This is a genomic window from Pseudomonas sp. MS15a(2019) (assembly GCF_013277805.1).
In the GTDB taxonomy this organism is placed as follows: domain Bacteria; phylum Pseudomonadota; class Gammaproteobacteria; order Pseudomonadales; family Pseudomonadaceae; genus Chryseomonas; species Chryseomonas benzopyrenica.
The window spans coordinates 25970-44471 of sequence record NZ_VBTN01000016.1 but is presented as its reverse complement, the minus strand read 5'-3'; the positions used below and the strand labels follow the sequence as shown (position 1 = coordinate 44471).

Annotated in this window: 21 protein-coding genes and 2 pseudogenes; 8 read left to right on the top strand and 15 right to left on the bottom strand. The window is 62.7% G+C overall.

The window, feature by feature from the left end; translation table 11 throughout:
* Nucleotides 1-341 precede the first annotated feature (341 nt).
* Nucleotides 342-1187 (top strand): HipA domain-containing protein, encoded by an 846-nt coding sequence (locus tag FEZ61_RS22590; RefSeq protein WP_007162807.1) that lies wholly within the window; start codon nucleotides 342-344, stop codon nucleotides 1185-1187.
* Between the two features lie 132 nt (nucleotides 1188-1319).
* Here the strand turns inward: FEZ61_RS22590 and FEZ61_RS22585 are convergent, their stop codons facing one another.
* The 4 genes and pseudogenes from FEZ61_RS22585 to FEZ61_RS22570 form a co-directional block, all read right to left on the bottom strand.
* Nucleotides 1320-1901: a hypothetical protein gene (locus FEZ61_RS22585; protein WP_007162808.1), complete on the bottom strand. Its 582-nt coding sequence runs from the start codon at nucleotides 1899-1901 to the stop codon at nucleotides 1320-1322.
* Between the two features lie 555 nt (nucleotides 1902-2456).
* A complete protein-coding gene (locus FEZ61_RS22580; protein ID WP_017638719.1) occupies nucleotides 2457-3434 on the bottom strand; it encodes a saccharopine dehydrogenase NADP-binding domain-containing protein in 978 nt (325 codons plus the stop codon).
* The gene (locus FEZ61_RS22575; protein ID WP_007162811.1) at nucleotides 3431-3832 is read right to left on the bottom strand and encodes a VOC family protein; all 402 of its coding nucleotides are present in this window, start codon (nucleotides 3830-3832) and stop codon (nucleotides 3431-3433) included. Before FEZ61_RS22575 ends, FEZ61_RS22580 begins: the two co-directional genes overlap by 4 nt.
* Nucleotides 3833-3850: 18 nt before the next feature.
* A pseudogene (locus FEZ61_RS22570) lies at nucleotides 3851-4594 on the bottom strand (SDR family oxidoreductase).
* Between the two features lie 138 nt (nucleotides 4595-4732).
* On the opposite strand from FEZ61_RS22570, the gene FEZ61_RS22565 reads away from it, so the two are divergent.
* The 4 genes from FEZ61_RS22565 to FEZ61_RS22550 all read left to right on the top strand — a co-directional run bounded on the left by FEZ61_RS22565 (nucleotide 4733) and on the right by FEZ61_RS22550 (nucleotide 7612).
* Nucleotides 4733-5623: an AraC family transcriptional regulator gene (locus tag FEZ61_RS22565; RefSeq protein WP_026083558.1), complete on the top strand. Its 891-nt coding sequence runs from the start codon at nucleotides 4733-4735 to the stop codon at nucleotides 5621-5623.
* A 213-nt stretch (nucleotides 5624-5836) separates the two neighbouring features.
* Entirely contained in the window at nucleotides 5837-6976 is a 1140-nt protein-coding gene (locus tag FEZ61_RS22560) for a hypothetical protein (protein ID WP_007162813.1), read from the top strand.
* 108 nt (nucleotides 6977-7084) lie between these two features.
* Nucleotides 7085-7264 carry a hypothetical protein gene (locus tag FEZ61_RS22555; protein WP_039976421.1) on the top strand — a complete coding sequence of 60 codons (180 nt, stop codon included), beginning with the start codon at nucleotides 7085-7087 and terminating at the stop codon, nucleotides 7262-7264.
* A gap of 6 nt (nucleotides 7265-7270) precedes the next feature.
* Nucleotides 7271-7612 (top strand): hypothetical protein, encoded by a 342-nt coding sequence (locus FEZ61_RS22550; protein ID WP_007162815.1) that lies wholly within the window; start codon nucleotides 7271-7273, stop codon nucleotides 7610-7612.
* Nucleotides 7613-7657: 45 nt separating this feature from the next.
* Here FEZ61_RS22550 and FEZ61_RS22545 read toward each other — a convergent pair whose 3' ends face one another.
* From FEZ61_RS22545 to sppA, 4 genes are all read right to left on the bottom strand, one after another.
* Nucleotides 7658-8851: an ATP-binding protein gene (locus tag FEZ61_RS22545; protein WP_026083557.1), complete on the bottom strand. Its 1194-nt coding sequence runs from the start codon at nucleotides 8849-8851 to the stop codon at nucleotides 7658-7660.
* Nucleotides 8852-9181: 330 nt separating this feature from the next.
* Nucleotides 9182-9343 carry a hypothetical protein gene (locus FEZ61_RS22540; RefSeq protein ID WP_017638716.1) on the bottom strand — a complete coding sequence of 54 codons (162 nt, stop codon included), beginning with the start codon at nucleotides 9341-9343 and terminating at the stop codon, nucleotides 9182-9184.
* A gap of 244 nt (nucleotides 9344-9587) precedes the next feature.
* A complete protein-coding gene (locus FEZ61_RS22535) occupies nucleotides 9588-10175 on the bottom strand; it encodes an HNH endonuclease (RefSeq protein WP_007162817.1) in 588 nt (195 codons plus the stop codon).
* A 5-nt stretch (nucleotides 10176-10180) separates the two neighbouring features.
* A complete protein-coding gene (sppA, locus tag FEZ61_RS22530) occupies nucleotides 10181-11125 on the bottom strand; it encodes a signal peptide peptidase SppA (RefSeq protein ID WP_017638714.1) in 945 nt (314 codons plus the stop codon).
* 181 nt (nucleotides 11126-11306) lie between these two features.
* Between sppA and FEZ61_RS22525 the strand changes: the two genes are divergently transcribed.
* The 3 genes from FEZ61_RS22525 (at nucleotide 11307) to FEZ61_RS22515 (ending at nucleotide 13321) form a co-directional block, all read left to right on the top strand.
* A complete protein-coding gene (locus FEZ61_RS22525; protein WP_017638713.1) occupies nucleotides 11307-11900 on the top strand; it encodes a hypothetical protein in 594 nt (197 codons plus the stop codon).
* Between the two features lie 435 nt (nucleotides 11901-12335).
* Nucleotides 12336-12653 (top strand): hypothetical protein, encoded by a 318-nt coding sequence (locus tag FEZ61_RS22520; protein WP_017638712.1) that lies wholly within the window; start codon nucleotides 12336-12338, stop codon nucleotides 12651-12653.
* Nucleotides 12654-12679: 26 nt separating this feature from the next.
* A complete protein-coding gene (locus tag FEZ61_RS22515) occupies nucleotides 12680-13321 on the top strand; it encodes a DUF6012 family protein (protein WP_017638711.1) in 642 nt (213 codons plus the stop codon).
* A 128-nt stretch (nucleotides 13322-13449) separates the two neighbouring features.
* Here FEZ61_RS22515 and FEZ61_RS22510 read toward each other — a convergent pair whose 3' ends face one another.
* The 7 genes and pseudogenes from FEZ61_RS22510 to FEZ61_RS22480 all read right to left on the bottom strand — a co-directional run bounded on the left by FEZ61_RS22510 (nucleotide 13450) and on the right by FEZ61_RS22480 (nucleotide 18493).
* Nucleotides 13450-14013, bottom strand: coding sequence for a hypothetical protein (locus FEZ61_RS22510; protein ID WP_007162819.1), 564 nt, complete (start codon nucleotides 14011-14013; stop codon nucleotides 13450-13452).
* Nucleotides 14014-14174: 161 nt separating this feature from the next.
* Nucleotides 14175-14432 (bottom strand): hypothetical protein, encoded by a 258-nt coding sequence (locus FEZ61_RS22505; protein ID WP_178121687.1) that lies wholly within the window; start codon nucleotides 14430-14432, stop codon nucleotides 14175-14177.
* Entirely contained in the window at nucleotides 14422-14676 is a 255-nt protein-coding gene (locus FEZ61_RS22500) for a hypothetical protein (protein WP_017638710.1), read from the bottom strand. The genes FEZ61_RS22505 and FEZ61_RS22500 overlap by 11 nt, the downstream gene beginning before the upstream one ends.
* Before the next feature lie 173 nt (nucleotides 14677-14849).
* A pseudogene (locus FEZ61_RS22495) lies at nucleotides 14850-15452 on the bottom strand (DNA cytosine methyltransferase); the annotation flags it as partial.
* A gap of 715 nt (nucleotides 15453-16167) precedes the next feature.
* Nucleotides 16168-16812 (bottom strand): RraA family protein, encoded by a 645-nt coding sequence (locus FEZ61_RS22490; protein WP_007162830.1) that lies wholly within the window; start codon nucleotides 16810-16812, stop codon nucleotides 16168-16170.
* A complete protein-coding gene (locus FEZ61_RS22485) occupies nucleotides 16809-17186 on the bottom strand; it encodes a RidA family protein (protein WP_007162831.1) in 378 nt (125 codons plus the stop codon). Before FEZ61_RS22485 ends, FEZ61_RS22490 begins: the two co-directional genes overlap by 4 nt.
* 41 nt (nucleotides 17187-17227) lie before the next feature.
* The gene (locus FEZ61_RS22480) at nucleotides 17228-18493 is read right to left on the bottom strand and encodes an MFS transporter (protein WP_017638709.1); all 1266 of its coding nucleotides are present in this window, start codon (nucleotides 18491-18493) and stop codon (nucleotides 17228-17230) included.
* Between the last annotated feature and the right edge of the window lie 9 nt (nucleotides 18494-18502).

The following is an 18502-nucleotide window of genomic DNA, read 5'->3' as shown; positions in this document are numbered from 1 at the left end:
GAGTCCTACCCGTGCTCCCGGCAGCTACAGCGCCACAAACACTTAGACGGCTGATTATGCTTTGTCGTATGCATACGACAAAACGGTCAATCGCTTCGCTGAGCTGACCACGTCCGCGCTCGACGCACAGGATCTGTCGTATGCATACGACAAAATCGTCATGGCTTCCGACCTGCACCAGGTGTCCGATCAGGTTGCTTCGGATTTGTCGTATGCATACAAACTGGATGGCCTTGCTTATAGCGAGTTGTGCCACCGGCAATTGAGGCTAACCACGATTGGCCTCCATCGCCAATCAGCGGGCTATGCGTCCGCTCCGCCCCTGTCCGCAAGGTGTCCCCTTGGGAAGCGCCACCGGCGCCGGAGGCAATGCGCCAAAGCTGCTGCTGACCGAGGGTAATCAGGGCGAGCTTCGCCTGGACGGAACGCTTGCTGATGACTTGGCCGCTCGGCACTGGCTCGTCAAATTTCCCCGCAACCAGGGGCGCGCTTCTGACCAAAACGTGCTTCGTAGCGAATACCGCTACTACCTGGCGCTCGATAGCCTGGGGCTGGAGACGATCCCCGTTAATGGGCTTGCGCTTGAGGAGGGTAGGCAGACGAGCCTATGGTTGCCGCGCTTCGACCGCCGGCCAGGTGCCGCGGGTCTTGAGCGGGTCGCTGTCGAGTCAATCTATTCGTTGACGGACACGCTGGTGCCCGGGAGCTACCTAGGGTACCTCGACGCTATTGAGGCGCTGGTAAGGGTGTGGCGGGCTTCCGGCCAGGAAGCGGCCATTCCAGGCCTACTTGATGAGTACCTTTTGCGAGACCTTCTGAATCAGGTGGTCGGCAACACGGACAACCACGGCCGCAATACCGCCATCCTGCGCGACGGAGAGGGCGTACGGCTGGCGCCGATCTACGACCTGGCGCCAATGGTGATGGATGAGCAGGGTGTAACCCGGGCGACAAAGTGGCCGGCGCCGGTGGAGCAGGCCGGCACCATCAACTGGCGGGAGGTCTGCCAGCTTTTGGCGGTATGGGACGACCCGGAGAGGCTATGGCTGGCGTTGAGGGAAAACGCCGAGCGACTGCGTGCGCTGCCTGACCTCCTCCAGCCGGTGCTGCCGAGGGGTACCTGGGAGCATCCTCGGATCCCGCTGCGGTGGCTAGAGGGTTACCTGCAGAACGCGGATCTGCGATAGCGAGACCCGGCACCGTACGATGGTAGGTAGGTGCGAGACAACTCGCCGGGTGTGCCGGCGAGAGGGTAAGCAAGAGGACAGGCACGTGCGACAAGGGCCTGCTGAGGCGGGGGCTAGGGTCGGTCGGAATGGCTAGCTGGCGAATGCCGCGGCGAGGGCTGTTGCGTGAGCTGACACCTTCAGCTGGCGCAGCTCGGCGTTTTCGATGGCGAGAGCGCAGATGAGCCCCTCAGCCAGCTGGTCGGCAGTGCTCAGATCCGCCTGGTCGAAGTCCAACTCAAGCTCTTTGTACTTGCTATAGGCGCTGACCTTCGAAGCGACCGCCTGGATGGCGAGAGGCCCGTATGCATCCGGATCCTCGTGATAGAACGCGAAGTCGCCGACGGCCAGGTCACCCGCTTGGCTGTGCGCTCCATAGGCCTCAGCCAAGGTACGAGCGTAGGCCGCCAACTGGTCAGCGCTCGCCGGTGTCGCCGCTTTGCCGGCGAGATCAATGATGACTTCGGCCAGCTGCGCGGCAGTGAGGAGCGCCTCCGGCTCAAACGGTAGGATCTGGTGCTGCTTCATCGAGAGGCCCTTCACCAGGCCATCCTGACTCATTACTTCAATGGCACCGAAGCGGGACGGCTCGTCGCGATGAAAGACCAGGCGGCCCGGTACGACGGTGCTCTGTGCCGTATCGGTGGTAGAGGAGGGGAGGGTTTCGCTTTTCATGGTAAGGCTCCTGGTTGATATCTGGCCTCCACCCTGACACAGCTTTTCAGAACGCAAGCAGGCGGCTACCCAGCGCCTTGCGACAATTTCCAGGATTGCCGCGACATTCTGAAGCTACCCAAACCTGAAATAGCCACTGACAGCAATCGACCCAAAGCGGACGGTTTCGGCAGGCTGTTTACGGCCAAAATCTGCCTTTGACGAGCGCCTAAATACTTCGCGGGCAGATCAATGATTCAAAAAAAGCCATTCGGCAGTAGCGGTATCCGAGCCAAACCTGTCCGTAGAAATTTGGTAAAAGCCGTTCAAGTCGGACGCGCTTCTGTATGTCCCAAGTGAGACAAGGGAACAGCATGTTGATCAAGCGCCGCTCGATGTATCGCTCGTCAGGAAGAGCGCGGCCTGACCGATCTCATATGCCTGGCTGATCCGACCGAGCGTGCTCCCCCTCGCTGAGGGCATCAATCACCTCCTAGGCACGCTCACCTAGAACGTTGCGCAGGGACGGGGTGTTCACGGGGCCAGGGCTGAGCAGATTGATGCGTACTAAGGAAGTCAGCGATCAGTGATGATCGTTCCGGCAATACTCTCGGCAAATTCACCGCCGAAAATGCGAGCTGGCGTTTCAAAACCAGGCTTGCGCTCGCCGCTTAACACCCGGCGCGCAGCTTCAATGGCGGCCAGCGGCGTGTAGGAATATCCGTTTACCGTTTCGATCATGGATATGGCAACGCTGCCATCCGCCCCGGTGACTTCTGCAACCGCGCAAGCCCGGTGGGTGTCCCGCTCATGGGCGCTGGGACCATCAGGCAGTTGTGATAAGTCACCCTTGGGAAAAGCCTCGCCCGAGATATGCACGAACATCGCGATGTTGGGGATGCCTGTCGAATGCCACCCCGTCACTAGATCACCGAAAGATAACGGCTGGCACGTCACCGGCCCGTCGCCAAAATCAAACTGGCGTGACTGCGCATCAGGCGTTACCACGAGTTCCCCGTCGACCCTTGCGAGCAACCCTGCGCCGATAATTTCGCTGACGCTCATCGCCGAACCCCGCGACATGGACCCGGGAACCTGCAGCGCAATGTTCAGCGCATGAGGGTCCGCAACCCGCTGGGCCACATGCATGGCTAGGCAGTCCGTGGGGACAACGTCCCAGCCGACGCCAGGCAGAAGCATCACGCCCGCCTCGCCAGCTTGAGCACCCAGCCGCTCCGCGAGCCTGTAGACATTGATCTCGGCCGTGATGTCTAGGTAGTCGACACCAGCCTGCATACACGCCCGCATCAACGCCTCAGCCGTTTGCGCGAAAGGCCCTGCGAAGTCCAACAGGACGTCTATACCATCCAGCGCCTCTGCCGCCTGAGCATCTGCTCCGAACACGCGGTAAGAAACATCCAGTTGCGCGGCAAGATCTTCAAGTCGATCAACAGTACGTCCCGCTATTTCGAAAGTTAGACCTAGTGCTTTCGCTCGCTCAGCGGCCATGCGCCCGGTGTAACCCGTCGCGCCGTAAATCAGTAGTGTCTTCATTGCGCGTGCTGCCAGTTTTTGTAGACGAATTCCACACTGTAGCCATCCGGGTCTAGCACGTTCGCGGCGTAATAATTCGGGTCGTAATGCAGCCGGGCACCAGGCGCGCCATTGTCAACGGCCCCATGGCTCATAGCGGCGGCATAGGCAGCCTTGACCTCGGCCTTGCTGCTCGCGACAAATCCGACGTGAGCAGCCCGTCCCTCGACCACACCCTCGCGCAGCCAGAAGAACACTCGGCCATTGGCGCCGAAGCCTTTGAGATCCGGATGACCTGGCGGGCCGTTCTTGCCGTCATAGTCCAGACGTGCGTTGATGCCAAGCGGCGACAGTGCCGCTTCGTAAAAACGAATGGAGCGTTCGATGTCGCTAACCGATAGGAAAACATGATCCAGCACGTCATAGTCCTCGCTTGTTCAGATGTTGTAGCCGCCTGCCACTTCGATGGTCTGGGCATTGATCCAGGCGCCGTCTTCGGACAACAGCATGGTAATGACCTGCGCTACATCTTCAGGCTCACCCACCCTGCCCAGAGCGGTTTGCCCAGCCAGCATCGCCTCGAACTCGTCGTTGAGCCCGCCTCCCAACTCAGTTCGAATCGCTCCAGGTGAAACCGCATTCGCCCGTATACGCCGATCACCGAACTCCTTGGCCATATAGCGCGTGAGCACTTCCAGCCCACCTTTAAAAGCCGCATAAGGCGCCACCCCGGCCGTGGCGACGCGGGTGGTGGCGCTGGTCAGGTTGACGATGCTGGCGTTTTCTTCCAGCAATGGAAGAAGTGCCTTGGTCAGGAAGAACGGACCTTTCAAGTGAACATTGAACAAGCCGTCGAACTGGGCTTCGCTGACAGTCTGCAGCGGGTTGAATAGGCCATACCCCGCATTGTTGACCAAGCCAGTGAGCGTGCTGATGTTCCAGACGTCTCTTAAGGTCATCACGACCGCTTCTCGAAACGCTTCGAAACTGCCCGCGTTGCCAACATCGAGTTTGAGCGCAACGGCTTTACCGCCGGCCTATTCGATACTCCCTACGACCTCCGCCGCTGCTTGGGGATTGTTGTTGTAAGTCAGGATGACACCCGTGCCACGCTGGGCAATGTGCCGTGCCGTACTGGCACCGATACCACGGCTGCCGCCGGTAATGACGATCACGCTCATATGGTGCTCCGCTGTTGATGTAATGAGTCACCACAGTAGCGACACACCGCTTCGCCGACGCAGCCTTTCCTACTCCAAACTTGCCTGTTTCTGCTTTTTTCTTGTACGGCGCGTCGGTCTCCAGTCAACATCCCTTCCATGAAAAATCAACTGAATGAGCTACGCATTTTGGCCGCCAAGGCCGAAAATCGCCGCACCGAGACGGGCATTCCGCGCGTCGCCATGGTTCAGGGCGATATCCCCGAGCACATGCTCGCTGCCGTCTACGACCCGATGATCAACCTGATCCTGCAAGGCAGCAAAACGATGACGGTGGGCGACCGCACCCTTCGGTATGACCCTGCGACGTATTTTGTGATGTCCATCGAGCTGCCCGCGGTAGGGGCTGTCCACCCTGCGGAGACAGGCGAGCCCTACCTAGCCGTTAGCCTGACCCTCGATCCGACAGTGCTCGCTACATTGCTGGCTGACCTTCCGAAACCTATGGGGCGGTACGAAAGCGACCCCGGCTTTTCGGTTGCTGCCATCACGCCAGAGTTGATGGACGCCTGGGTGCGCATGCTTCGACTCATGGGCAACCCTGATGCTATTGCCGCGCTCGCCCCAGCGTACGAGCGCGAGATATTGTTTCGCGTTCTACAAGGCCCGCATGGCTGGATGTTGCGAGAGATCGCCGCACCAGACACTGCCATGGCCCGCGTGAGCCTGGCCATTCAGTGGATTCGGCGGGACTTTGCTGAACCGATCAGAGTAGAAAGCCTGGCGCAAAAGGCGGCCATGAGCGTCTCAGCGTTTCACCGGCATTTCAAAGCCGTCACTACGCTGAGCCCATTGCAGTACCAGAAACGGGTTCGCCTGCTACAGGCCCGAACCCTCATGGTCGCCAGCGCCAAAAGCGTCACGGCCGCCGCGTTCGAGGTGGGCTATGAAAGCGCCACGCAATTCACGCGGGATTATGCACGGGTGTTCGGCCTGCCTCCTGCGCGGGATGCTGCGAGAATCTTGAGCGAAACGAGAGCCGATTTGTGACCTTAGCGAGATCCGACGCCGATCAGCGTGCTGCCGATAGCGGTGGTCATTATCGGAGTTGACCGTCCTCCACGAGCCCGGCTTAACTTGTTTGCGAGCTACTACTATTGGCCGGTACTTGCCCTACTTCAACGTCCGCTTTGGGTCGAAAGCTGACAACTTGCGTTCTATCGATTCTCCGTACGCTGGCTGCATCAACTGCAGGAAGCCAAGATGAGATCTATAGAACCCCTCGGCCCGGAACGGGCATCCTTCCCCCTCGAGCACTACCGCCAGGCGATCCTGTGCAAGGAGGCCTATCCCTGGGCGCGGCGGTACCTCGCCTCCCTGCAGTCGGGAGGTGTTCGCGATGTACTGGGCGCGGTGTCCTTTAACCTGCAGCAGCCCGTCCAGCTCATAGCCGAAGCTGTCCAGTGTGGTTGGTTCGTAGTGCCGAACGGCAAGAACGGGACGTTCAGCGCTCGCCACTTTGCCGAGCGCGGCCGGATGGCCGCAGCGCTGCCGTGGCTGCCGGACATCCTGCAGCGGGCGCTACAGGCCGAATCACGGGCGCGGCACCACCGCCCCGCGGAACGCTACACCTTCGGCGTTCGGCGGCTGCCCGGGTTCGTGGATCTGGCCCTGGCCCTGCCTCACCGCCTGTCTCGGCTCCCGCTCGATCACCAGGTTGGCGCCACCACGGGGGAGCTGTGGTTCGAGGTACTGGCTGACGTGCACGCTGTGACCGCCGCGCTCGCGGCGCAGATCGAGTGCTTTGCGCCGGCGTGGATGTGGGCTCCGGCCGCCTCACTTGAACACCAGGTTGAGCGCCTGCGGCAGCATGGGTGCGCGAACCTGCTGATTGCCTACGTGTCGCAGACCCGAGACCGCTGGATCGATAGTCCTGAGCAAAAGAAGCTCGAGGATGTGTTGTACCGAGGGTTACCGGTGGTGGAGTACGAACGGTGGTACCTGGAGAGGGCTGCGCGAGCGCGAGCAGATGAGGAGGGACGCTGGCGCGCGCCCTTCGCCCGGATCCGTGAGCTCGCCGGAATCTTCGATGACGCTCGCAGCTTTGCGCGGATACCGCTGGGGCGGCTGATCCGCGAGCTTTCGGGCGGCCGCTTCACACTGCAGCGCGAGGCAGATTCAAATCCCGGGCTGGTCGTCGAAGTCGCGCCAAACTACCTGGTCGGCGGGGGAGAGGGGATAGACGAGCCCTTCGCGCTCGCAAACTTTTGCCAGGCGCTTGCCGATGCGCTGGCCGATGTTCCGTGTTCCTTTCCTGGGTGCCTTGAGGCGTGCCGCCAGGCGCGCGCCTCGCTCATCGCGTTCCAATCCGACACGGCTGCGCCCTGCGAGCGTGCCGGCTAGCGCCTGAGACGAGCTAACTGCAGGTTCACACCCCTGGCCGGCGTGAACCTCGCCCGCGGCAGTACTGAGCTATGCGAGGATGACGGTCATCTGGCCTATAGGAGACCAATGATGAAGGTACGCATTGAGGTAACGACGGACGAGCTCGAGGACATGGGGTGCGACTCGGTCGACGAGCTTGCAGCCCGCCTGCGTGAGCAGCTGGATAGCGGCATTGTGGGCGAGGCCGGTGAGGCGGTTAGCGATTGGCTCGTTTCCTACGAGCTGACGGCTAAGCTCGCGGGGTAGTGGAACATGGAAATCGTTCCTGCCTTCGGCGCCGACGTCATGTATGCACTGATGTGGCTCTGCGTGATAGCCAGCGTCTGCAGCGCCGGTTCGTGGCTGTGGAAGCTCCTCATCAACCTAGATATCCGGCAGGACTACGCTCCGGCCCTGTGGGCGATAGGCCTGGCGTTGGGCGCCTTGTTGCTGTGGCGGGGCCAGGGCGCGCTTGGCAGTGAAGCGCCGCGCTATGAACGAGGCGAGGCGTCGTTCATCACCTTCTGGATGTTGCTTTCAGCCTTCTGCCTCTTTGGCCCTTTCGCGCTCCTATTCCATCGCTCGCCGGATTCACCCAAAGGGCCCAGTGCCTAGCCCTTCAGCCAGCCTCTTGCTGGACGCCCGCCCAGGCGGTTCGTGTCACGTGGCATCCCACTCATCCCCCGGCATAATCCGCTTCATGAACTCGTCAAAGAGCGGCACGGTGAACGCAGTATCACCATGGTTAGGGCTCCAGATCATGCCTTTGGCAATCAGGCTATTGCGGGTCGGCCCAAGGGCTGTCACACGTCGCCCGAGCTTTTCTGCAATATCCCCTGACCTATGCGGCCCTGCACCAAGCTCAGCCATGGCGCGGAGGTACTTTTTCTCAGCTGGTGTGAGCCGATCAAAACGAACCCGGAAGAAGCTCTCATCAAGAGCGGCTACGGCCTCGCCAGTGGCGCGCTCTACGTCCATCTTCGTGATGGGGCTCTGCTCTGCCACATCCCACGCATGCTTACCCCACTCCTGAAGGAAATAGGGATAGCCCCTGGTCTGATCCACAACAAGCCCCACAGCCTCGGCTTCGAACTTGACACCCTCGTCATCAGCCGGCTTTACGATAGCTATTGCCGCTTCAGCCTGGCTCAGCGGGCCAATTTCCGGGTAGTCGAAAAGCCGCTCTGCATAGGACTTTGCGTTACCAGCTCGCCCGCGCAGTTGAGGCAGGCCAGCACCTACCACAGTCACTGGCAGCCGGCTCTGAGCGCACCGATGGAGAGCAGAGATTAATGCGGCAAGCTCACCTTCACCCACGTACTGAAGTTCGTCGATAAAGATGACCAGCGCGGTATCGCCTTGCCGAGCGGCTGAGCCTGCTTGCTCAAGCAAGGCAGCCAAATCGCTTTCGAGATCACCGTTGTCGGCAAGGCCTGGCTCAGGGTCGAAGTCCAGCCCTACCTCAATGTCGTTGTAGGTCACCTTCAAGGCCTTGGCGAAGCCTGCCAAGGCGCGCAGGCCACGCTGAGCCATGTCTTTCGCTGCCTCAACCCGGCTTAACCGAAGTAATGCGAGGCGCAATTGGGGGGCCAGCAGCGCTGGCAGGGAGCGACCTTCAGGTGCCTCGATACGGATCGTATGAACCCCTGCGGCCTCGGCATCTGTACGCATTTGGTCGAGCAACACGGTCTTGCCCACGCCGCGCAACCCGACCATCAAAACGCTTTTGGCCGGGTTTCCTCGGCGCAATCTTGCAATGCCAATCCTCACGCGCTCACGAAGTTCACCTCGGCCAGCCAACTCGGGTGGCGGCGTGCCGGCCCCCGGAGAATAAGGATTACTGATAGGGTCCATAGCTATACAAACCTTTGGAGGTTTATCGGATTTAGATAAATCTACATAAATTCGCTACAAGCTGCAAGGTGAGTGACTTCGAACAGCCAACTCGAATGCCCGGCGAATCGTCGCCAGATCTACCGTCAAATAAGGCTTTGAGTGGTTGAGGTGCTGGTGGCCCACGATCGTCTGCACCATCTCCCGTCGCCGGCCGCGAGTACGCGAGCAGCCAGGGAGCGCCGCCCACTAACCGACACGTAGCGCGGCAAGGTCCTCGGGCTCGCCTTTAGCATCAAGCTCACGAGCCGATGCAGCAGGTTCACGGCCCATGAGTCGTTTTGCCTGGATTCAGTAACCGAGCCAGATAAGCACATCGCAGGCTTTGTACTCGGGGTGGTCGCCCAGCTCTGCGAACATTTCAGACGGATCGAGCGTGTGCTTCCGGCATTCACGTTCCGCGTCTTCACGGGTCACCATTCTTTCCTCATCCATCGCTTCATCGAGCGTCATTATGCTTGCTACCTGTTTGGGTTATTCGGCCACGCTTTGAAACTTGGCCGCCTAAGAGGCCCCCTTCCAGGGGATATTTACCTGGGGCTGCTGATCTCATGCCATGCCTTGTAATGCGGTGTAGCGCATCTGTATGGGGGGGACGATTAGGTCATTAGCCAGGGCAAGCATTTCGAATTGCCCATTCAGATTCTCCACGCCGTCGACGATCACGCCGTCTTCGATTGTCGCGTCCGGGTACCCGTCAGTTCTCCACCGGCATGATCTTCAGCTGCTGCAGAAGGCGATGGGTAAAGTCAGGGCCGGCAGTGAGCAGAATGCGGGCGAGGTTGCGTTCTCGTACGCGGACTTTCTCCGCAATGCGGAGATGCCCGACCGCCTTGTTGCACCGCGCGTGGGCGAGCACAAGATTTTCATTGCGGTCAGATCCGCCCGTATGTGAAGCGAGCAAATGCTCGCGCGTCATTTCCTCGCGCGTCATCTCATTCAGGCAGTAGAAGCACAGATCCCCATCGCGTTTACGCAGTGTGGCTACGTTATGTCGACGGGCCCTCGCCGACTTCGTTTCTCCCATCTGGTCCTGGGTAGGATCGACCTGCGCAACGATCATGAACGGTACGTAGGTCAGTTGGAGTGCGGAAAGCTCGCCTTCGCCCCGACCTGGCATCCATTCGGCTCGATTGCTGAGCACCAGCTCTTCAGCACGCTGCCAAGAGGTGCTGGGGTATTGAGTGCCCATCGGATCGAATACCTGAACCAGACGTACTTCATTTGCCGGGGCTAGCGCTGGTGCGATAGAGGCCTGAAGCAGCATTGGGGACATCTTCACCATGTGACTCATCGGAGCGATACGCCACTGAAGCCGAGCGCCATCGACAGCTGCTGCGCGGCGGAGGCGCCCAGGCGCTTCGCGAAGCGATCGAAGGCATTGTCCTTGACGGTGAAGTCGACCTGGCTGGTGGCGCCCACCAGGTCCCGGGCGACATAGTCGACATCCCCCAGCTTATCGATCAGGCCCAGCTGCTTGGCCTGCTCGCCGGTCCAGATCAGGCCGGAGAACAGCTCCGGATGATCGGCATCCTTCAGGCGATCGCCGCGGCCGGTCTTCACCGACTGGATGAACTGCTGGTGTGTCTGCTTGAGCACGTCATTCCAGAAGACGGTCTCTTCGGGGTTTTTCGGCTGGAACGGATCCAGGAACGCCTTGTGCGCGCCGGAGGTGTAGGCCCGGCGTTCCACCCCGACGCGGTTCATCAGGTCGACGAAGCCGAACGACGCCGCCGTCACGCCGATGGAGCCGACCAGCGAGGCTTTATCGGCCACGATCTCGTCGGCGGCCGCGGCGATGTAGTAGGCACCTGAGGCGCCCAGGTCCTCGATGACGGCGTAGACCGGCACCTTCGGATGCAGGCCGCGCTGGCGCTTGATCTCGTCGAACACCTGGCCGGCCTGTACCGGGCTGCCGCCGGGCGAGTTGATCTTGAGAACCACGGCTTTGGCGCGCTCGTCATCGAACGCGCGTCCGATGGCCTTCTTCAGCGCGGCGGCGTTTGCCTCGGCGCCGTCGGCGATCTCGCCCCGCACCTGGATGACGGCCGTGATCTGCTTGGCTTCATCCACCTCGTCGAGTTGCAGGTGCTCGACCAGTACCGCGCCTGCAATCAGCAGCAGGCCGGTACCCCAGAAGGAATACTTGAGCAGCTTCAGCCGGCGGGAAGCGCGCCGCTCTTTGATGAGGTCGCGGATGAGTTCGGGAAGCAGCGTGGTGTCGTGTTCGGACATTGGAACCTCGTGGCGGGTATCAGACCGCCAGTGTCGCGAGAGCAACGCCGAAAAAGTCGCGAGTTTGCCCCTCTAAAGGGCGTGTACCGGCCCGGTTCCCGCCCAGGACGGGCGTGAATCACCAGCCCAGAGAGTAGTAGCGCGATGATACTGATCCCTTCTTCCAGTCGGGATTCCAGGCATGAAATACGCGCTCGAGCACAGGGGCGGTCGCACCCTGCCAGTCGATCCGGCCATTTATCTCAAGGCCATCAAGGCCCGCCTGGCTTGCGCCCAGGCGCAAGGTGCCAGGAGCATCTGGATCGACCACCGCGACGGGCTGTGGCATGGCAAGGCGACCCATACTGCGCTGATCAGCGCCCTGGAGCAGCTTGCTGCAGAAGGGTACGGATTGAGTTGGGACGAGATGCGCGGCATCCAGATGCTTCGGTTGGACGTCGATCCGAAAGTATCTCTGGCGCCGGCGGCCGTCCGCAGCGCGCTGGGCCTGGTCGAGACCTGGGACACCACTCCCTTTAAAGCCCCGGAGCCAGTGGCTCCGCCGGTGAGCCATGGCAGCCAGATGGGCGACTACCTTCTTTTCCTCGCGCTGATTGCATCCCTGGCCGGCGCCCCCTTCGGGTTGGCACGTATGCTCGACGCGCCTACACCGGGCCCCTGGCTACTCGCCTTCTACTACGGGGTGTTTGGACAGACCCTCTACACCTGGGGCTCGGTTCTGGTGAAGGGCTTCCTGGCTGCGGAACGTTCGCGCCGGCACACGCCGCCGGCCTGATACGCCCCCGGCGCCTGTCGAAGGCGCCCGGTGCCGGCGGCTGGCTAGATGTCCTCTTGACGTCGCGTGCTACCGGAATGACAGTCAGCGGCCCACGTTTCGGAGGGTGAACATGACTCAACCTCGTGCACGGGCATTGGGCCCAACAATCGATGGGCCAGCGCGCGCTCGGTCGGCGCCGACGGCGGATCACGATGCGCACGCGTTGGCCCGGCAGCTCCTGGCAGAGCTCACCGGCACGCCTGGTGAGCTCCAGGCCGAGCTCGATGCAGCATCTCGGGCAACCCCCGAATCCCCTACCAAGAAGGGCGTGAATCGCCGCTTGCGCTAAGGGCGCCAGCTGCACACTAGGCCGACCGCCCGGGTCGACGCCTTTGCTGCCAAGTGGGAAAGCGCGTTGATCTGGGACGGACCACTTCTATCGAGGACGGCCCCATGCTCGACCTGTACAACATGATCGGTGCACTGATCCCCACGGCTGGCCCCACCAAGGCCCATCCAGATGACGCTTACCGTGAAGGCTATGCCGCCGCGATTGACGACGCGTTGAAGAAAGTCGACCAGGCACCTGACGCATCCACGGCCGCGATCGCTTTCGCGCTGGAGACCGACGAGGGCATGACTTTCCTGCGGTGCTGGAATGAAGGCGACTTCGACGCCATCCGCCGCGAGTGGCCGGAAGCGCCGGATGACGTCTTTGAGGGCGCCGATCCGCTGTTCAAGCGAACGAGCTCCCAACTGCCGGCCGGCTAGCACCCCGACGCACGAGGCAGCCGCTAATGCTCATTCATCTGGTACCGCGGTTCCTGACCTGTCCGGTTTCGGGGCCGCACGTCCAACTGATCGACCTGCGGATCGACTCCATCGGCCTGCTCCTGCGTGATCGGGTGGACCTGGCCACGCGCCGGCCGATGCCGAACAAGCGCATGGCGATCGGCTGCAGCAAGCGTGGCCGCCTGGCGCGGGTAGGTCTGCTGATCGATACGCTCCGGCCGGCCCAGCCATTCACCGTGGTGTATCGCTGGGCGGTAGCGGCGGAGCAGCTGATCGTGCATCGCGTGCACTATGAGCTGCTGGGCGAGCCCGACGCCTACCAAGTCGTCTCAGACAAGATGGCGACCTGGCCGCAGCGGCCGATGGAGTACCAGGATTCGATCCCAACCTTTTTGCAGCCGCGGCTGGAGGCGACGTGCCTGACGCCCCGCGACAAGGTCGTCAACCAGCAAGTAGGAAGCAACGGGCTGCTGCTCGAGCGCGAGGAGTCGTTCCAGGTCCCGCTGCTGGACTGCGGTGATTGGTTCAAGCGGCTGAACGAGTCCCTGGGTGATCGGGCGCCGCGCCTCGCGGACGTCGTGGCCTGTCCGCTCGATACCGCTGACCAAGGGATCGATCCCTATCCCCTTGCTGGTGGTGAGGACTAGGCCAGAGAGCCGGCGAAAGATTCTTTCGCTCCCTGGATACCGCCTGGCCGGACCTCTGCTGCCGCTACGCCTTTGTAAGATTCTTACACGGCGAAACCGCCTATAGCGTGCCACCGTGCATAGGTGGCCTAGGCCTCGGCCGCCTGGCGCAACCGCGCGAAATTGCCACTGGACCGCACCAGCTGCCTGAAGCGTCTTTTGAATGCCAGCCGCGTGAAGGCCGGCGCCCAGGGCACTATCTGGTTGGGAAGCGGCTGGATCCCCTCGAGTGACGGCCATGGGGGGCCTGGGGGTAGCAGGTCGCGGCGCTCGGTTGCCATCAGCACCAGGTCTGCCTCCTTGATGCTGGCCGGCATCTGCGCAGCGATCTCGAAGCGCGCTGCGATGGCCATCCAGATCCGCGCCTCGATTGCCTTGAAGCCTGGCAGCAGGTCCTTGAGTGGACTCACCATGTCGCCGACGTAGGCCTCGGCGGCATCATGCAGCAGCGCGTGAAGCGCGTCCGCCGGCGGTACCAGGTGGCTGGCCAATACGCTGTGCTGGCCAACGCTGTAGTGGGTCTGGGTGTAACCCGCGAATCTGCAGATGTTCGCCAGTGCATGGGCGATGTCATCCATCACCACCATGTCGGCTTCAGGCGCCAGCAGGTCAAATTGCTTTCCAGACTGGGTGAGGATCCAGCTTGCGCTCATTCGCTACTCCGGTGAGGCGAAGGTCTAGGTAGTGGCCACCGTAACCCATCTTCATCGACGCGCTAGCGCCAATACCGCCTGCGGCGGGGCCTCAATAGCGAGGAGCGCTCCTCCGCACGCGCAATTCTCTACGCCGCGGGATCGTGGACCACAGCCGACGCTCAACCGGCGAGCTGGGCGCAGCGCAGTGCCAGCTTGTGGTGGTAGTCGGCACCGGTGCAGGTGCGCTCCAGGCGGATAACTTCGTCGAGCGCCACGTCGCGCCCGCTGCACTCAGCAGCGGCCCGGGCCAGCGCTGCGCACATTCGGACGACATAGCCGGGCGCGAGATATCTCGGATCGCGGGCGAGATCACCCTCCGCGGTACCGCGTGCTTGGAGCGCCCGCTGGATGATTCCTGCAAACGGTTCATAGTCCATCTGGGGCACGATTTTCTCCTTTAAGGGTTTCCGCGTAGCGTAGTGCGGTCTGAACGAGACGACGGCCGCCGGCGGCACGTGCGGCCTTCTGCGTTTTTCCGATCACGCGGCGAAGGCCATCGCGCGCGAGTTTTAGACTGGTCGCCTCAGCGTCGGCGGCTTCGAAAAGCGCGTACAGAATACCGTCGGCTTCCTGCAAGGCATCCAGGTCCTCGGCCGACACGTAGATCGTTGCGCCGCTCATGGCTGGTCCGCCCGGGGGCTCTGGGCTGTGTTCATCACTAAGCGGCGACGGCGCTGCGCCGCCTCCACCGTTGCGCCTTGAAATGAGTCGTTCACGTCGTTCTTCTCCTGAGCAAAGGGTGTTGCACCGATCGGCCAGGCGGCGCTGCCACCGGCCGGATCGGTGACTTGACGCTACGCCGCAGCTGTTCGCCGCGGAGTCGCCACTGCGGCGCGCCAGGGGTCGTTGGCCCGGGCAATGGCCGCCATGTGCGGCGGTGAGACGCTGTTGCCGCACATGTGGACCTGCTCGGACTTGGTGAACGGCTTGCCGTCGTGGCCAAATTCGATCTGGTAGGAGTCGGGGAAGCCCTGGGCGCGGTACAACTCTCGCGGCTGCAGCATGCGCAGGCCGATGTCGACCACAACGTAGGGGATGCCTTGGATCGTGACGGTGACGAGCGCAAGGCGGTCCTTCGTGGTGACAGTAGGGGAGGGCTCATCCGGCCGGCTCGTGTTGTCCGCACCGTAGTAGCTCATCAGGAATGCGGCGACGCGCAGGCCACCGGCTTCGACCTCGGGCGAGAGCTGCAGCTCGACTACCGAGGTCTTGCCCCCGCCGCCGGCGGTGATGGTCGGTGCCGGCTCGTCGACGCGTTGGCCAACGGAGCCGCCGAACTGCCGGGATAGGAAGGCGGTGACCGCGCCGTGGTGCTGGCCGGAGGCGCTGATGGTGTGCAGCGGTTCCTCGAGGGAGCGGGCATCGCAATTACCGCGCAGATGAGCGAGGGTGGCCGCCGGCCGCCTGGCTGTGGTGGGTGCAGTCGGGCGACATGTGAAACCAGCCCACCCGGCGGCCGCCGCACTCGGTGTCTGGGTCGCCCTCGAAGACATCTGTGGTGAAATGCCTAGCCGCCGGATGGTTGGCGGTGTGCATGCTGATGGCTTTTGCAGAGTGGTTCTTGGCCACGGCGACCGGGCGACCCAGAGCGTGAGAAGCCAGGGCCAATCCATGGCTAGCTGCCGGCAAAATGCGGTGAATGTGCCGGAGTCGACGAAGACTTTACCGCCCTGTCCAGGTGGTCAGGTAGGGCCCGCAGCTGCTGCCTGAGCATCACTTGATCGGCGACGACCCCAACTGCTATCCCAACGTCGAGTGCGGCTTGAAGGTCGCTGTCGGCAGGAAAGCCAGAGTGGAACGCGATATTCCAGGTGAAAGGGGAGGACATGGTCGGCGACTCGCTTAAGAAAATGCCTACCCTGTCTGCCTTTTGAAATACGCAAGTCACAAGCGCACTAAGCGAGGCTCTAGGGTCTGTACGAAAAGTCGCCGAGCGAAGGTCAGGCTGCGTTAAAATTAGCTGGATCGCCAGTCCGGCCAAGGTAGCGCCGTCGGAATGCTCATTGATCATTCGTAAACCCGCTCTCGAGCCCGGTCGAGCGCGAGTCCGATCCGCTTCTTCAAAGATCATTACCTTGCCTGACCTTCGCTCGGCTACTGTTCAGACACGCCCTAGTGGCTAGTGTCGACGGTGGAGCAGGTGATGGCGAGCACCTCGGCGAGGGGGTTGCCGTCACGCAGTCGTTGTAGCAACTGCGGCTCGGCGGCGTCCGTCGCGAGCGCCGCGATAACGGTCGCGGCCAGGTCGGCACTGGGCGATAGGAACAGCACTCCGTTGTCGTCGCCCAGTACTAGGTCGCCCGGCCGGACCTTGACGCCAGCGCAGTGTATCTCGACTCCAAAGCGGCTGGTACCAAGGTCGCGCAGCTTGGTTGTACACAGGCTGGTACCGTAGGCGAACACCGGCAGGCCGAGATCGACAAGTTCGCGGCTGTCGGTCACCAGGCCGTCAACCACCAGGCCATGGGCGCCCGCCACTAGGGCCGCGCTGGCGGTGACCAGGCCGATGCAGGCATGGCGCCTGTCGCCGCCGGTGGCGATGACCAGGACCTCCCCAGGCTGTAGGCGAAGCAGCGCGTGGTTGACCGCGCAGGCATCGTGATCGGCCAGTTGCAGGGTGGCGGCGCGGCCCAGTAGGCGCCGGCCGGGAGTTTGCTGGCGTAGCAGCGGATCGGCGAAACCCTCCTCGAGTACGTGGCCGAGGGTGGGAAAGCTGACCTGGGCGAGGTCGGCGAGCAGGGCGGCCACGTCGCTCATGGCGCCTCCCGCACTGCGGCCACGCAGTCGATTTCGAGGGCCACGCCCCAGAGTTGCACGCACACGGTGGTGCGGGCCGGCGGAGCGTGCCCGAGCAGTTCGCGGTAGACGGCGTTGAAGGGTTCGAGCTGGGCGGGATCGGTGAGGTAGGCGTTGACCTTGACCAGGCGATCCAGGCCGGAACCGGCGGCTTCGAGCACGGCGCCGAGATTGCGCAGTGTCTGGCGCACCTGGTCGCTGAAGTCGGCGGGGATCTGTCCATGGGGGTTGGCGGGGATCTGCCCGGCGGTGAACACCAGATGGCCGGTGACGACGGCCTGGGAGTAGGGACCGACCGGTTGCGGGCCGGCGAGGGCGGCAGTGATGCGTTGCATGGCGACTCCAAGGGCCCACTTGGGGCGGGCCAGGTAGGGGATCAGGCGCGGGCGTCGAGCGGGCGCTTGAAGGTTTCGGTGAGCAGGAGCAGGGCCACCAGGGACACGCCGGCCGAGGCCATCAGGTACCAGGCGACCGAAGAGCCCTTGCCCGTGGCGGAGAGCAGGGCGGTGGTGACGATGGGGGTGGCGGCGCTGCCGAGCAGGCCGGAGAGCATGTAGGCCACCGACAGCCCGGAATAGCGTACGCGGGTGCCGAACAGCTCGGCGAGGAAGGTGGCGATGGGGCCATAGTTGGCGGCGAAGGCGGTCATCAGCAGGCAGTAGCCGAGCAGGGCCAGGCTCCAGACGTGGGTGTCCATCAGCCAGAACAGCGGCAGCGCCACCAGGGCCTCGCCCAAGATGCCAGCGACGATCACCGGCTTGCGGCCGATGCGGTCGGACAGCGCGCCGAACAGCGGCAACAGGGCGATGCAGAGCAGGCAGGAGAGCAGCACGATGGCGAGCATGGCGCTACGGGTGAAGCCCAGGGTCTGGGTGCCGTAGGTGAGGCCGAAGGCGACGATAATGTTGAAGGCGGTGCCGGTGGACAGGGTGGCGACGCCGCCCAGCAGCACCTGCCAGCCGTGGTTGCGCAGCACTTCGAGCAGCGGGATGCGCGACACCTCGTGCTGGGTGGCCTGGCGTTCGAAGGCGGGCGTTTCGGTGATGTTGAGGCGGATGTACAGGCCGACCACGATCAACAGCGCACTGGCCAGGAACGGCAGGCGCCAGCCCCAGTTTAGCAATTGCTCGTCGGACAGCCCGCTGGCGATGAGCAGGAACACCAGGTTGGCGATCAGGGTACCGGCTGGTACGCCGATCTGTACCCAGGAGCCGTATAGGCCGCGTTGTCGCGCGGGTGCGTGCTCCACCGCCATCAGCACCGCGCCGCCCCATTCGCCACCCAGTGCCAGGCCCTGGATGATACGCAAGGTCAGCAGCAGGATCGGCGCCCAGACGCCGAGGGTGGCGTAGGAGGGCAGCAGGCCGATGAGAAAGGTGGCGCCCCCCATCAGCAGCAGCGACACCAGCAGCATGGATTTGCGTCCCAGGCGATCGCCGAAGTGGCCGAACAGCGCCGCGCCGATGATGCGCGCGCCATAGGCCGAGGCGAAGGTGCCAAAGGCCAGCAGGGTGCCGACCAACGGGTCGAAGCCGGGAAAGAAGATTTTGTTGAAGACCAAGGCCGAGGCCGTGGCGAAGACGAACAGGTCATACCATTCGATGGTGGTCCCGATGACGCTGGCGACGGCGACGCGCTTCATGTCTGTGGG

Excerpts from the sequence above, each read along its gene's own strand:
- FEZ61_RS22580 (WP_017638719.1), bottom strand. The coding sequence starts at position 3,434 with ATGAAGACACTACTGATTTACGGCGCGACGGGTTACACCGGGCGCATG.
- sppA (WP_017638714.1), bottom strand. The coding sequence starts at position 11,125 with ATGTCCGAACACGACACCACGCTGCTTCCCGAACTCATCCGCGACCTC.
- FEZ61_RS22490 (WP_007162830.1), bottom strand. The coding sequence starts at position 16,812 with ATGAGCGACGTGGCCGCCCTGCTCGCCGACCTCGCCCAGGTCAGCTTT.
- FEZ61_RS22585 (WP_007162808.1), bottom strand. The coding sequence starts at position 1,901 with ATGAAAAGCGAAACCCTCCCCTCCTCTACCACCGATACGGCACAGAGC.
- FEZ61_RS22515 (WP_017638711.1), top strand. The coding sequence starts at position 12,680 with ATGCTCATTCATCTGGTACCGCGGTTCCTGACCTGTCCGGTTTCGGGG.
- FEZ61_RS22500 (WP_017638710.1), bottom strand. The coding sequence starts at position 14,676 with ATGAGCGGCGCAACGATCTACGTGTCGGCCGAGGACCTGGATGCCTTG.
- FEZ61_RS22505 (WP_178121687.1), bottom strand. The coding sequence starts at position 14,432 with ATGGACTATGAACCGTTTGCAGGAATCATCCAGCGGGCGCTCCAAGCA.
- FEZ61_RS22560 (WP_007162813.1), top strand. The coding sequence starts at position 5,837 with ATGAGATCTATAGAACCCCTCGGCCCGGAACGGGCATCCTTCCCCCTC.
- FEZ61_RS22545 (WP_026083557.1), bottom strand. The coding sequence starts at position 8,851 with ATGGACCCTATCAGTAATCCTTATTCTCCGGGGGCCGGCACGCCGCCA.
- FEZ61_RS22480 (WP_017638709.1), bottom strand. The coding sequence starts at position 18,493 with ATGAAGCGCGTCGCCGTCGCCAGCGTCATCGGGACCACCATCGAATGG.
- FEZ61_RS22485 (WP_007162831.1), bottom strand. The coding sequence starts at position 17,186 with ATGCAACGCATCACTGCCGCCCTCGCCGGCCCGCAACCGGTCGGTCCC.
- FEZ61_RS22540 (WP_017638716.1), bottom strand. The coding sequence starts at position 9,343 with ATGACGCTCGATGAAGCGATGGATGAGGAAAGAATGGTGACCCGTGAA.
- FEZ61_RS22510 (WP_007162819.1), bottom strand. The coding sequence starts at position 14,013 with ATGAGCGCAAGCTGGATCCTCACCCAGTCTGGAAAGCAATTTGACCTG.
- FEZ61_RS22520 (WP_017638712.1), top strand. The coding sequence starts at position 12,336 with ATGCTCGACCTGTACAACATGATCGGTGCACTGATCCCCACGGCTGGC.
- FEZ61_RS22565 (WP_026083558.1), top strand. The coding sequence starts at position 4,733 with ATGAAAAATCAACTGAATGAGCTACGCATTTTGGCCGCCAAGGCCGAA.
- FEZ61_RS22555 (WP_039976421.1), top strand. The coding sequence starts at position 7,085 with ATGATGAAGGTACGCATTGAGGTAACGACGGACGAGCTCGAGGACATG.
- FEZ61_RS22525 (WP_017638713.1), top strand. The coding sequence starts at position 11,307 with ATGAAATACGCGCTCGAGCACAGGGGCGGTCGCACCCTGCCAGTCGAT.
- FEZ61_RS22550 (WP_007162815.1), top strand. The coding sequence starts at position 7,271 with ATGGAAATCGTTCCTGCCTTCGGCGCCGACGTCATGTATGCACTGATG.
- FEZ61_RS22535 (WP_007162817.1), bottom strand. The coding sequence starts at position 10,175 with ATGGTGAAGATGTCCCCAATGCTGCTTCAGGCCTCTATCGCACCAGCG.